The organism is Halanaerocella petrolearia (genome assembly GCF_054657875.1).
Genome location: NZ_BAAHXW010000001.1, coordinates 860169 through 873338, shown reverse-complemented (window position 1 = coordinate 873338; position 13170 = coordinate 860169). Strand labels below are relative to the sequence as shown.

General features: G+C 32.5%; 15 protein-coding genes. 13 read left to right on the top strand and 2 right to left on the bottom strand.

The window, feature by feature from the left end; genetic code table 11:
• The first annotated feature begins 5 nt into the window (after positions 1-5).
• The 12 genes from ACYQ39_RS04460 to ACYQ39_RS04405 all read left to right on the top strand — a co-directional run bounded on the left by ACYQ39_RS04460 (position 6) and on the right by ACYQ39_RS04405 (position 10618).
• Positions 6-821: an MraY family glycosyltransferase gene (locus ACYQ39_RS04460; RefSeq protein WP_459840676.1), complete on the top strand. Its 816-nt coding sequence runs from the start codon at positions 6-8 to the stop codon at positions 819-821.
• 117 nt (positions 822-938) lie between these two features.
• The gene (locus ACYQ39_RS04455) at positions 939-2450 is read left to right on the top strand and encodes a sodium-dependent transporter (protein ID WP_459840674.1); all 1512 of its coding nucleotides are present in this window, start codon (positions 939-941) and stop codon (positions 2448-2450) included.
• Positions 2450-2545, top strand: a complete 96-nt coding sequence (locus tag ACYQ39_RS04450) for a MetS family NSS transporter small subunit (protein WP_459840672.1) — start codon at positions 2450-2452, stop codon at positions 2543-2545. The genes ACYQ39_RS04455 and ACYQ39_RS04450 overlap by 1 nt, the downstream gene beginning before the upstream one ends.
• A 61-nt stretch (positions 2546-2606) precedes the next feature.
• Positions 2607-3719, top strand: a complete 1113-nt coding sequence (locus ACYQ39_RS04445) for a M20/M25/M40 family metallo-hydrolase (protein ID WP_459840670.1) — start codon at positions 2607-2609, stop codon at positions 3717-3719.
• 189 nt (positions 3720-3908) lie between these two features.
• On the top strand, positions 3909-4067 hold the full coding sequence (locus tag ACYQ39_RS04440) for a Spo0E family sporulation regulatory protein-aspartic acid phosphatase (protein ID WP_459840668.1): 159 nt from the start codon (positions 3909-3911) through the stop codon (positions 4065-4067).
• Between the two features lie 99 nt (positions 4068-4166).
• On the top strand, positions 4167-5291 hold the full coding sequence (locus ACYQ39_RS04435; RefSeq protein WP_459840666.1) for a M20/M25/M40 family metallo-hydrolase: 1125 nt from the start codon (positions 4167-4169) through the stop codon (positions 5289-5291).
• A gap of 54 nt (positions 5292-5345) precedes the next feature.
• Entirely contained in the window at positions 5346-6443 is a 1098-nt protein-coding gene (locus tag ACYQ39_RS04430) for a DUF3866 family protein (RefSeq protein WP_459840665.1), read from the top strand.
• Complete coding sequence (locus ACYQ39_RS04425; RefSeq protein WP_459840663.1) at positions 6427-6966, top strand: NUDIX domain-containing protein; 540 nt, start codon at positions 6427-6429, stop codon at positions 6964-6966. Before ACYQ39_RS04430 ends, ACYQ39_RS04425 begins: the two co-directional genes overlap by 17 nt.
• Before the next feature lie 27 nt (positions 6967-6993).
• Positions 6994-7707: a hypothetical protein gene (locus ACYQ39_RS04420; protein WP_459840662.1), complete on the top strand. Its 714-nt coding sequence runs from the start codon at positions 6994-6996 to the stop codon at positions 7705-7707.
• An 18-nt stretch (positions 7708-7725) separates the two neighbouring features.
• Positions 7726-8379, top strand: a complete 654-nt coding sequence (spoIIM, locus tag ACYQ39_RS04415) for a stage II sporulation protein M (protein ID WP_459840661.1) — start codon at positions 7726-7728, stop codon at positions 8377-8379.
• Between the two features lie 76 nt (positions 8380-8455).
• Positions 8456-9640, top strand: coding sequence for a phosphopentomutase (locus ACYQ39_RS04410; protein WP_459840660.1), 1185 nt, complete (start codon positions 8456-8458; stop codon positions 9638-9640).
• A gap of 153 nt (positions 9641-9793) precedes the next feature.
• A complete protein-coding gene (locus ACYQ39_RS04405; protein WP_459840659.1) occupies positions 9794-10618 on the top strand; it encodes a purine-nucleoside phosphorylase in 825 nt (274 codons plus the stop codon).
• Between the two features lie 37 nt (positions 10619-10655).
• Here the strand turns inward: ACYQ39_RS04405 and ACYQ39_RS04400 are convergent, their stop codons facing one another.
• Both ACYQ39_RS04400 and ACYQ39_RS04395 read right to left on the bottom strand, forming a co-directional pair.
• Positions 10656-11162, bottom strand: coding sequence for a hypothetical protein (locus ACYQ39_RS04400; RefSeq protein ID WP_459840658.1), 507 nt, complete (start codon positions 11160-11162; stop codon positions 10656-10658).
• Between the two features lie 184 nt (positions 11163-11346).
• Positions 11347-11805, bottom strand: a complete 459-nt coding sequence (locus ACYQ39_RS04395; RefSeq protein ID WP_459840657.1) for a chemotaxis protein CheX — start codon at positions 11803-11805, stop codon at positions 11347-11349.
• Positions 11806-11937: 132 nt separating this feature from the next.
• On the opposite strand from ACYQ39_RS04395, the gene ACYQ39_RS04390 reads away from it, so the two are divergent.
• The gene (locus tag ACYQ39_RS04390) at positions 11938-13122 is read left to right on the top strand and encodes a D-alanyl-D-alanine carboxypeptidase family protein (RefSeq protein WP_459840656.1); all 1185 of its coding nucleotides are present in this window, start codon (positions 11938-11940) and stop codon (positions 13120-13122) included.
• Positions 13123-13170: the final 48 nt, after the last annotated feature.

Below are 13170 nucleotides of genomic sequence, written 5' to 3'. Positions count from 1 at the left end.
AAGAGATGATCCCAGTAATGATATTAGTTATTTTAAGTATTATACTGAGTAAGTTAGGATTAAATTTAGTTCCTACTCTATTATTAGAAGGAAGATTAGTAACAGAAAATTACCAAGGAGAAGAGATTCCTGTGGGATATGGCCTTTTATTTGTTTTAAATATGTTAATTATCTTAATCGTCGGTTCGCTATTAGGTTATTATAAAGTTTCTCAAGTACAACAGCTAATGATTTTAGTTTTAGTGATGGCTTTTGTTGGTACACTAGATGATGTATTAGGAGATAAAGATAGTCAGGGGTTTAGTGGTCATTTTAAAGTATTAATTTTCAAACAACAGTTGACTACAGGAGCTATAAAAGCTTTGTTTAGTTTCTTAGTAGTTTTTTTTATTAATTTTTATAGTAGTTATAGTTGGAGTAATATAATTATTAATACTCTGCTTATTTTATTAACAACTAATTTTATTAATCTATTGGATTTAAGGCCTGGAAGAGCTTTAAAGGTAACTTTATTCTGGCTATTGATTATTTTAACACTTAATTTTTCCAATTATTTATTAAGTATTCCTATAATAATAACTGTTTTATTTTCGCTCCCCTTTGATCTTAGAGCATCAGGAATGATGGGAGATGTAGGATCTAATGTATTAGGAGTTATTATTGGCTACTTATTGATTATTAGTTTTGATATATATGTTCGAATGGCTATTATGGTATTATTTGTATTTGTTCATATCTATACTGAGTTTTATTCTTTATCAAAATTGATTAATAATAATAAAATATTACGTTATCTTGACCGGCTTGGTCGTCCAAATTAGGCTCTATGGTTGACTAAAATAATCAAAAAGTATATAATAAACAAGCAATCTTTTAGTGAATTATTAGTAGCTAGAGCATTGAGAAGGAAATAATTTTTTCAAGGGGGAGTTAAGAGTATGGAGCAGCAAGAAGAAAATCGTGATCAATGGGGGAGTAGATTTGGTTTTATATTGACAGCTATTGGTTCAGCTGTTGGTTTAGGGAATATATGGCGTTTTCCCTATATGGCTTATGAAAATGGTGGAGGGGCCTTTTTAATCCCTTATTTCTTTGCTTTATTGACAGCAGGAATTCCATTATTAGTTTTAGAGATGGGATTAGGACATAAAATGCGTGGTTCTGCACCTTTATCTTTTCGTAAAGTTAAAGAAAAGTATGAAACAATTGGTTGGTGGGCAGTATTAGTTACTGCTGTAGTTACAATTTATTATTCGGTGGTTATAGCGTGGGCTATTAACTTTATGTTTTTAGCTTTTAATCAAGGTTGGGGTTCTAAACCAGATAGTTATTTCTTTAAGGATTTTTTACAAATGACTAGCTTTTGGAAGATTGGTGGTATTAGATTTAATGTACTAGCTGGTTTAGCAGCTGTTTGGGGACTGAATTACTTTATTTTATACAATGGAATTAAAGAAGGTATTGAGAAAGCTGCTAAAGTATTTATGCCTATTTTAGCTGTATTAGTTGTGTTAATTACAGTGAGAGGTGTTACTTTACCAGGATCTTTAAATGGACTGAACAATTTCTTACAGCCTGATTTTTCTGTTTTAAAAGATCCTAGTGTTTGGGTTAGTGCTTATGGGCAAGTATTCTTTACTTTAAGTTTAGGTTTTGGGATTATGATAACTTATGCTAGTTACCTACCTAAGAAATCAGATGTTGTTAATAATGCTTTTATTACGACTTTTGCTAATAGTGGATTTAGCTTTTTAGCTGGAATAGGTGTTTTTGGAATTCTAGGTTATATGGCTAAAGTTCAGAATGTTGCCTTTGATAAAGTTGTTAGTAGTGGAATTGGATTAGCCTTCATTGCTTTTCCAAAAGCAATAAATCTATTACCTGGATTTAAAGGAGCTTTTGGTTTCTTATTCTTCTTATGTTTAGTTATTTCAGGATTATCTTCAACTATGTCATTAATAGAAGCTTTTTCATCTTCAATTATGGATAAGTTCCAGATGACTAGAAAGCAAGCTATTTCATTAGTCTGTGGAGTAGGATTTTTAGGTAGTACAATTTATGCTACTGGTATGGGATTAGTAGTTTTAGATGTAGTAGATAATTGGATGAATAACTATAACTTAGCATTAATTGGAGTTATTGAATGCTTATTACTTGGTTACTTCTGGAATTTAGATCATGTTAAAAGCCATGTTAACCGAGTTTCTGATTTTGAAGTTGGAGACTGGTGGAAAGTTGCTATTAAATATATAACTGCTATAGTGTTAGGTATTAGTTTAGTTATAAAGTTAAAAGGAGAATTGACTTCTTTATATGCCGGTTATCCACTAAGTGCAATATTAACTTTAGGTTGGGGAGTGACATTTGGCTTAATTATTATTGCTTATCTTATGAGACATATAGCATGGAATCGAGAAGTAAAAGTTGATGAACTAAAGGAGGAGTTATAATGAGTATTGGAGCATGGAGTATGTTAGCTTTTGGTTCTACTATATTACTAGGTGGTTTAAGCGTCTGTTTAAGTATTGCTTTAAAGAATCAATAAATCAATTACTCTAGCTTGGGTTTTACCTAAGCTAGAGTTTTCTACATAAAGGAGAGATAGTATGGAAGAAAGTAAGATAGTTAACAGATTTAAAGAGTTGGTACAGATAGATAGTGTATCAAAAGAAGAAGGGGATATAGCAGACTATTTAGTTAAGTTATTGACTGAATTAGGCTTAGATGTAACTCAGGATGATACTGGAGAGAAGGTAGATAGTGAGACAGGAAATATTATTGCTAAGTTACCTGGAAATTCAGATAAACCTGCTTTATTATTAAGTGCTCATATGGATACTGTTACTCCAGGCAAAGGAGTAAAACCAGTGGTCAAAGATGGTGTAATTTATAGTCAAGGAGATACTGTTTTAGGAGCAGATGATAAAGCTGGAATTACTGCTATTGTAGAAACCTTACGGATAATAAAAGAAAAGGATTTAGATCATGGGGACTTAGAAATAGTCTTTACTATAGGAGAAGAGATAGGTCTTTTAGGTTCTAAAAACTTAGATTATAGTCTATTAGAGGCGGATTTAGGATTTACATATGACTCTAGTGGTTCAGTAGGTACGATTATTACCCAAGCTCCAGCTCAAAGTAAGTTGAATGTCAAAGTGGAAGGTAAATCAGCTCATGCAGGAATGAATCCTTCTTCTGGAGTCAATGCTATTAAAGTATCTAGTTTAGCTATTTCTCATATGAATTTAGGTCAAATTGATGATGAAACTACAGCTAATATTGGGGTGATTAAAGGAGGGCAGGCAACAAATATTGTACCTGATTTAGTTGAATTAGAAGGAGAGGCTAGAAGTCGTAATGAAAAGAAATTAGAGCAACAAGTTGAACATATGGTTAATCTATTTAAGAAAGCTGCTAAAAAGTATAGAGCTGAAGTTAAAATTGATAAACGACTTATGTATTCTGCTTTTAATTTAGAAAGAAATAGTGAAGTTGTTGATCTAGCTATTAAAGCAGCTCATAATTTAGGTATTAATCCTGATTTACAGTCTACTGGTGGAGGTAGTGATGCTAATATATTTAATAGTCAAGGGATTCCAACTATCAACTTAGGGGTAGGAATGGAAGAGGTTCATTCCACAGAAGAGAAGATCAAAGTAGAAGATTTATTAAATGCAGTTAAGTACTCTGTAACTTTAGTTCAGCAAGCAGTTGAATAAAAGTTACATAATCTGTAATAAATTAACTCTAGGTCGTTAATAACCTAGGGTTTTTAGTTTTTTTGTTGTTAAAATTTAAACAATTGTTGAAATTTAACATATTTATAGTATAATTATTAATTGTAGCATTATAGATTATATTAATGTATATACAATTAGCTGATTAATTTGTTCTTTGAGGTGATTAAAATGAAAAGCGGTAATAATTTGTATAAGAAAATAAGGCAGCTAAGAGAAGAGTTGAATCAATACCAATTATCGACTGATAAGCAACAAGAATTGTTACAGGCAAGCCAGAGATTAGATGAATTAATTGTAAAAGCAACTAAAGAGAATTTAGCACTTTAAATCAAGTTGGCCCCTAGTTTTTATTAACTAGGGGCCATTTTTTTATGGTATTTTTTAGTTGGTAACTACAAATAATAGATATGAGGTGATAATAAAAAGTTGAAAATACATCAAAGCCGGTTAGTAAATCAATTTGTTAGATTGGTTAAAATTAGTAGTCCTTCTTTTAAAGAAACAGAAATAGTTGATTATATACAAGATTTATTATCGGAATTAGGGCTACAAGTGCATAGGGATCAGACTGAAAAAAAGTTTGGAGGTAGTGTAGGTAATTTAATAGCTAAATTAGATGGGCTTGAGACTAGACCTACTATTTTATTTAATGCCCATCTTGATACTGTTAAAGCAACGACAGATATTAATCCTATAGTAACTGATAGTTTAATTAAAACAGATGAAAGGACGATTTTAGGTGCTGATAATAAGGTAGCAGTAGCTGCTATTGTTGAAACATTAAGAATGATCAAAGAAGAAGATATTCCACACGGGCCAATAGAAGTTCTCTTTACCGTAGCAGAAGAGGCAGGATTATATGGAGCAAAGCATTTTGATTACCAGCAACTTGATGCTCAATTGGGTTTTATTTTTGATAGTGCCAATCCAGTAGGTACAGTCATTACTCAGTCTCCTACAGAGATTAATTTTCGGATAGAGATTTTTGGTAAAGCAGCCCATGCTGGTTTAAATCCAGAAGAGGGGATTAGTGCTATTAAAGTAGCTGGTGAACTACTACATCAGCTTAAGATAGGACGGATTAATCAAGATACAACATTTAACATTGGGGCTATTGAAGGTGGCAAAGAAACCAATATTATTACTGACTATGTCAGTTTGAAAGGTGAGGTCAGAAGTTTAGATCAGACTAAGCTTGATTTAGAAGTGAGTAACTTAAAGAAGATCTGTAAAGCTTTAGCTCAAGCTTGGGAAATTGAGATTGAATTAGACATTGAGCAAAGCTATCCAGGTTTTAATCTTTCTGCCTCAGAGCAAGTAGTTAGATTGGCTGTTGCTGCTATTAAAGATTTAGGATTAAAACCTGCTATAAAGTCTACTGGTGGAGGTAGTGATGCTAATATATTGAATAATCAGCAGTTGCCAACTGTGAACTTAGGAAATGGAGTAGAGGGTAATCACAGTTTAGAAGAGAGAGTAAGAGTTAAAGATATATTAAAATTGGCTGAATTAGTGATAAGTATTATAGAACAAGCATATCATCATATATGAATATGGCAGGAACTGAAGAGATTTCTGTTAATAAATTTTAGTGGGGGTTAATTGATGATAGAGACTAATCAAGGAGAAGTTATAGAAGTGATTAACCATCGCCCTGGAATAACAGAAGTTAACTTATTGGTAGCTAATCAAGAAAGAAAAGCTATTAATTATGACCAATTGACAGGATCAGTCAAAGTAGGAGATAAAGTAGTAGTTAATACAACAGCTGTTAGTCTAGATTTAGGTACTGGTGGTTATGACTTTATTATCTGGATTAAAGGACAACAATCGAAACTACAGGATAAAGGTCATATTATGAAGTTACGCTATACTCCTTATCAACTACAGACCTGTAGTCTAGCTGAACAGGAAAGTAGTACTCACAATCAAGTCCAAGATTTTGAGTCGTTAAAAGGTACACCAGTTGTTGTAGGAACTTTACATAGTATGTTGCCTGCTATTGCAGTAATGATTAAAGAGATTGATCCTAGTTTGGAGATAGCTTATATTATGACAGATGGAGCAGCTTTACCACTTTCTTTTAGTAAGTTAGTCAATTATCTTATTACTGATGAACTGATTGATACGACTATTACTATTGGTCATTCTTTTGGTGGTGATTTAGAGGCAGTAAATATCTATTCAGGCTTAATTGGAAGTTACCAGATAGCTAAGGCTGATGTAATTATAGTTACTATGGGGCCAGGTATTGTAGGAACTGGAACTAAGTATGGTTTTAGTGGTACAGAACAGGCTGATATTCTACATGCAGTTAAGGCATTAGATGGAGAGCCAATTGCTGTCCCAAGGATTAATTTTAGTGATAGCAGAGGGCGTCATTATGGATTAAGTCATCATAGTAGAACTAATTTAGGAGAGTTGACTTTTGTTAAGGCTTTAATAGGATTACCTTATTTACCTCAAGATAAGACAAAAGTTGTTGAGAAACAGTTAATAGATTCTGGAATTAATAATCAACACCAGATATTTTATCGTTCAGGAGCAAGAGCATTAACTAATCTTAAGGAGTTGGATTTTAACATAACTACTATGGGACATAGTTTGGAAGAGGCTAAAGAATATTTTATGACAGCAGGAGTAGCTGGATTAATTGCTGTTGAAAAAATCAAGGGGGAGTTACCTGATGGATACCTTAACTGAGGAGACTCTTAAGAGTACAAAGTTATATGAAGGAAGGGTAGTTACTTTAAAGTTAGATGAGGTTAAACTACCTAATGGGAATACTTCTAGTCGAGAGATAGTTGAACATGATGGTTGTGTAGCTATTATTCCTTATCAAGATGGTAAAGTAACTTTAGTAGAGCAATTTAGGGCTGCTACAGAAGAACTATTATTAGAAGTTCCAGCAGGTAAAGTAGAAGTTAAGGAAGAAGTTTTAGAGTCAGCAAGAAGGGAGTTAGAGGAAGAGACTGGTTATCGAGCTGGTTCTTTTAAGAAACTATGCCAGTTTTATACTAGCCCAGGTTTTAGTAATGAGTTAATAACACTTTATCTAGCTACTGACTTGACTCAATACAACCAACAGACTGATGCTGATGAGTTTATTGCTTTACGGGATATGACTATAGATCAGGTAGTTGAAAAGTTAGAGGCAGGAGAATTTAAGGATGCTAAGACGATTATTGCTTTACAGTATTTACTACAGTGGCTAGACAATAATTAAATATATTGACTAGAAAAGAGGGAGAATATGGAAAGTAAAGTTGGTAATAATGAGTATATAGCTACTCTAAATATTACCTCTAATGCCTCTGGGGCAGCAGCAGCAGCTAGACAAGGAGATGTAGTAGTTATTGTTGATACTATTGATATGTCAACTAGTGCTGAAGCGGCATTAGATGGAGGTGCTCTGGATATATTTGCAGCAAGTCCTGATTATACTTTGGCCCCAGTGCAGGTTAATCCAGAGAAGATTGGTTATTTTGCTGGTAAGACAGCTTTAAAACATAGTAGTGATTTAGTAATTGTAACTGAACCACGTTTAGAAGATGAAGAAACTAGAAAGAAAAATATTCAACAGGCTTTGGTTGGAGTTAAACGGGCTGGAATAGAAGTAGAAGAAGTCTTACCTAATATAGGTACTGAAATAACTAAGTTGACTGACTTTACTGATAAAGTAGTCTTATTGATTACAAAATCAGGTGGGGTAGCTTTTGATGCAGCTTATAATTATGGAGCTCCAGCAGTGACAACTGGAACAGTAGTTAGAACATTAGCAAAGAAAGGAATTAAACCAGCCCAAGATTCTGCTTCAAGAGCAATTAAACTAGCTAGAAAGTATAAGACAGGAATTACTTTAGTAGCTGCTAGCTCTAATAGTTATGAAGATTTATTAGCTGCTGAGCAGATAGCTAAATTAATTATTGATACTGGTTTTTTAAGTGGAGATAGCATTGATTTATGATTGGTTAGGAGGTGGAAGATGCTAAAGAATAAATACTCTAAATTGGGATTTAATTATTATTTACGTAATCATTTATTTCTATTAATGATAGTTTTAGGTTGTTTTGTGTTAGGCATTGTGGCTGGTTCTATTGCTGTTAATAACCTTGATTATCAACAAAAAGAAGAGTTGGTTAATTATCTTAATCAATTTACAGTACAGATTAATAAATTAGTAACTACACAACAAAATGTTTTAGTACAGAAGTTAATTATTTCTAATTTAAAGTTTATTCTTATGTTATGGTTTTTAGGGTTAACTGTTGTAGGATCAATAGTAGCACCAGTGATTATTGCTTTAAGGGGTTTTATTCTAGGATTTACTATTTCTTTTTTAATCAAGGAATTATTTCTTAAGGGATTTTTGCTTGCTGCTATTTCTATTCTACCACAGAACTTAATTATTGTACCTAGTTTATTATTGGGATGCCTATTTACTTTAATTTATGCTTCATTAATAGGTAAAAACTGGTTCTTTAATTTGCCTAGATTAAATTATAGTTTTGGTCAGATATTAGTTAGATATTCGGCACTGATGTTGGGATTAGCTGGATTATTATTTGTAGCAAGTTTAATTGAGGCTTATGTAACCCCAAATTTAGTAAAATTTATAGCTAATTTTTTAATTAATTAGCAGGAACTTTGGTTTTAGTCAAGAATAATAGATAATGAAAGTTGTCTGATGTCTAACAACACTAAGGAGGGGTAAAATGAAAGAAATTAATAGAGCAACTATTATTGTATTAGATAGTTTAGGTATTGGAGCCTTGCCAGATGCTGAAGAATTTGGAGATGAGGGAGTAGCCACTCTACCACATATAGCAGAAGAATTAAATGGATTGGAGCTACCTAATTTAGAAAAGTTAGGGGTAGGAAATATTGTAGAGTTAGAAGGAATAGACGAGGTAGATGCTCCAGAAGCAAATACTGGAAGGATGGCTGAGAAATCAAATGGAAAAGATACTACAACTGGTCACTGGGAGCTAGCCGGGTTGGTTTCTGAAAATCCATTTCCGACTTACCCAGATGGATTTCCATCTGAAATAATGGAGCAGTTTCATAAAGCAATTGGTAAAGGTAGTTTAGGTAATAAGCCAGCTTCAGGAACAGTAATTATTGAAGAGTTAGGAAAAGAACATTTAGAATCAGGTAAACCAATTGTTTATACATCAGCTGATAGTGTATTCCAGATTGCAGCACATGAAGAGGTCATTCCAGTTGAAGAATTATATGAAATGTGTCATAAGGCAAGAGAGATCTTAACAGGAGAAGATGCTGTAGCTAGAGTAATTGCTCGTCCTTTTGTAGGAGAATTAGGTAATTTTACTAGAACAGCTAGACGAAAAGACTTTTCTTTAGAACCACCAGAAAAGACATTATTAGATCATCTTAAGGAAGCAAAAGAAGAGGTGATAGCAGTAGGTAAGATTGAAAATATCTTCTCGGGACAGGGAGTTACTTCTGCTGTTCATACTGAAGATAATATGGATGGAGTAGATAAGACGATTGATTATCTAACAGAGGATAATTCAGGACTGATCTTTACTAATTTAGTTGATTTTGATCAGAAGTATGGTCATAGAAGAGATCCAGCAGGATATGCCCAAGCACTTAAAGATTTTGATAATCGACTACCAGAAATTATAGATAATTTATGTGATGATGATCTATTAATTATTACTGCTGATCATGGTTGTGACCCAACTTATGAAGGATCAGATCATACACGTGAATATGTACCTCTATTGGTCTATGGTGCTAATGTACAAGCTGGAGTTGATTTAGGAACTAGAGAAAGTTTTAGTGATTTAGCAGCTACTATTGCTGATATTTTTGATGTAACAGGAACAGGCAATGGAACTAGTTTCAAAGAGCAAATAATAGAGAATAAATAACAAATTATAATTAATAATTGAAAATTGAGAATTGATAGTTAAAATCAAAGTTTTTTGCTATATATCGAGATGTAAATAGTTTTAATTTGATCTTGATTTTAATTGTAAACTGTAAATTGTACATTGTCAATTAAATATATTGGAGGGATAAATATGTCACAAAATTTAGTAGATCAATTACAAGAAAGTGCAGATTATATAAAGAAGAATTCAGAAGTAGAACCGGAGATAGCTTTAATTTTAGGTTCAGGATTAGGTATTTTAGCTGATGAAATTGAAGATAAAGTTGAGATTCCTTATGATGAGATTCCTAATTTTCCTGTTTCTACAGTTGAAGGTCATGCTGGTCAACTTGTATTAGGAACTTTAGAGGATACTAAGGTAGTAGCAATGCAAGGTAGATTTCATTATTATGAAGGTTATGATATGTCTCTAGTTGGTTTTCCAGTTCAAGTCATGAGTCTACTAGGGCCAACTAAATTGTTAGTTACTAATTCTGCTGGAGGAGCTAATGAAAACTTTAATGTAGGAGATTTAATGTTAATCAATGATCATATTAATATGATGGGAACTAATCCATTAATTGGTCCTAATGAACCTGAACTTGGAGAGAGATTCCCTGATATGTCAGAAGCCTATGATAATCAGTTAATTGAGTTGGCTGAAGAAGTAGCAGATAAGCAAGGCTTAGGCTTAAGAAAAGGAGTTTATGTAGGTATGACAGGGCCAACTTATGAAACTCCAGCTGAAATAAAAATGATTAATCTATTAGGTGGTGATGCTGTAGGGATGTCTACTGTACCAGAAGTAATTGCAGCTAACCACTTAGGTATGAGAGTTTTAGGTATCTCTTGTATTACTAATATGGCAGCTGGTATTCTACCAGAACCTTTATCTCATGATGAGGTAATTGAGACTACTCAAGAGGTTAAGCCTAAATTTATTAAATTAGTCAGAGGTATTATTACTAACATGTAAAACAAGTGGGAAGGGCAGTTGGCCCTTCCTTTTTTCTTTAGTTAAAAGTTTTAGCAGGATGAGTAGTTTTATTTAACAACAGTTGACATAAAGTATCTTGAGTAGTATCTTTAGTTACTTTTATGACACCTATATTTATATTATATTCGCTATCTTGCCATAAATAAGAACCAATTTGATATAATTTATCACTTTTATCAGTTATATTAGATTGATAATAAGAATTTATAGTTTCATTATTGATGAACATTACTACTTTTTGAGTAGCTAGAAATCTTTGGATGACCTTTAAACCAACTTTAGATTTAAGTAAGTCATCTCTCTTATTAGTAATCCAAAGTGCTTTATGGTTAGAATTAATTAAACTAATAGGTTCTTCTTTTTGTAATAATAAAGCAGGATGACTTAATTGAGGACTAGTACCTATTAGAGCAATTTTTGATTTATCTCTATAATCGGGAAAATTTTGCCTACTAACTGTATGCATTCCAACCCCAACTAAGAGCCCACCAATACTAGCTAGGGCGTGCCATAAATTACTCATTAATAAGCTCCTTTCTTCAGTTACAATTTAGAATTAATCTTTATACTCATGAGTATATTTTAATTATATAATTTTAATAAGTGGGAATGCAATGGTAGTTAATAGTTAAAATTGATTACAATCTCAATAGTATTTTACCAATAAAAAAAGAGTAAGCAGTAGCTGCTTACTCTAAGTAATAGTTTTAACTTTCTTTTAAAGATACATTAATTTCTAAATCGCCAATCTTAGTATGTAATGGAATCATTATAAAGTCACCTGTGTCAGTAGATATCTCCATATTATCACCAATTGTAATTGAAGGAGGAGTAATATCGCATTGGTAGCCTATATTGGATAGATTAGTAGCAGAATTTCCAGTAATAATATTGGCTAGTTCTCCAATTGCAGAACGGCTCATATCATTAAATTCATTAATTTCCATACCAGACATCTTAGTAAAGATATTTAAAGCAGTTTCTTCTGCCATGCTAAAGTAAACAAAGCCTTCTAAATCTCCAGTAACTCCAATAGAAGTATTGATTTTTTTAGCTACAAAGTGATTATCTCTAATTTCAATTGTTCCTTGTTCTGGTTCAAGTTGTAACATATTCTCTATTACACTTTGAGTAGCATTTAAGATTGGATTAGCATATTCTTGCATAAAAAACCCTCCTTTAATTTTATCAATTCGATAAACAGATATTATTTCCTTGAATTTTTGAATAATTTTATTTTTAATCATACTTACTCAGTAGATCTAATAGATATTAGTTAAAAGCTGAGGTGAATGATTATGAAAAAATGTAGAGTAACTATTATTTTTAGTTTGGTTGTTCTACTATTATCTTTATTATGTTTGCCCGTTATAGCTATAAAAAAACCAAGTTTTGAGCTTAAATCAAAGTCGGCTGTTTTAATGGATGCAAGATCTGGAAAAGTTTTATATAGTAAGAATTCACATCAAAAGTTACCTCCAGCCAGTATTACTAAGATAATGACTATGTTATTAGCAATGGAGGCTCTAGATGAAGGTAGAGTTAAGCTAACTGATAAAGTAACAGTAAGTGAGCATGCTGCTAAGATGGGTGGTTCACAGATCTGGTTAGAGCCTGGTGAAGAGATGACACTAGAAGAAATGCTAAAAGCAGTAGCAATTGTGTCGGCTAATGATGCTTGTGTAGCAATTGCTGAATATTTACATGGAACTGAAGAAGATTTTGTAGCGGCAATGAATGAAAAAGCAGAAGAGTTAGGGATGGAAGACACTCGTTTTTATAATACTAATGGTTTACCAATAGATGAACCAGAAATAGAAGGGAATTATACTACAGCCCATGATGTAGCTTTAATGTCTCGTGAATTAATAAAGCATAAACAAGTCTTAGAATATACTTCGACTTGGATTGATCATTTGCGAGATGGAGACTCTTTTTTGAGGAATACTAATGATTTAGTTAGATTCTATGAAGGAGCTGATGGTTTAAAGACAGGTTATACTAGTGAAGCAGGTTTCTGTCTATCGTCTACTGCAAGTCGGAGAGGAATGAGATTCATTGCCGTTGTAATGAATGCTCCTAATTCTAAGATTAGATTTGCTGAATCTAAGAAAATACTCTCTTATGCTTTTAGTATTCATCGTTCTATTCAAGTAGCTAAAGAAGATGAAGAGATTGGTCAAGTCAAAGTTTTCAAAGGAAAAAGAAGTGAGCTAACTGCAGTAGCCAAAGAAAATTTAAATGTAGTAGTAGTCAAAGGAGAAGAAGATAATATTACTAAGCAGACACGTTTAGATAAAGAGGTAATAGCTCCTGTTAAGAAGGGGGATAAAGTAGGGGAAATAGTAGTTTTAAAAGGAGAAAAAGCCTTAGATAGAGTTGATTTAGTAGCCCGATCAGATGTAGAAAAAGCTAGTTTATTTAAGATAATTGGTCAGTTATTACGAAGGTTTATCAGCCAATTACTTAATCTTTTTAATTGATACCCTTAAGGAGGGTATCTTTTTTTATTGATTTGCAGGAAAAAAATT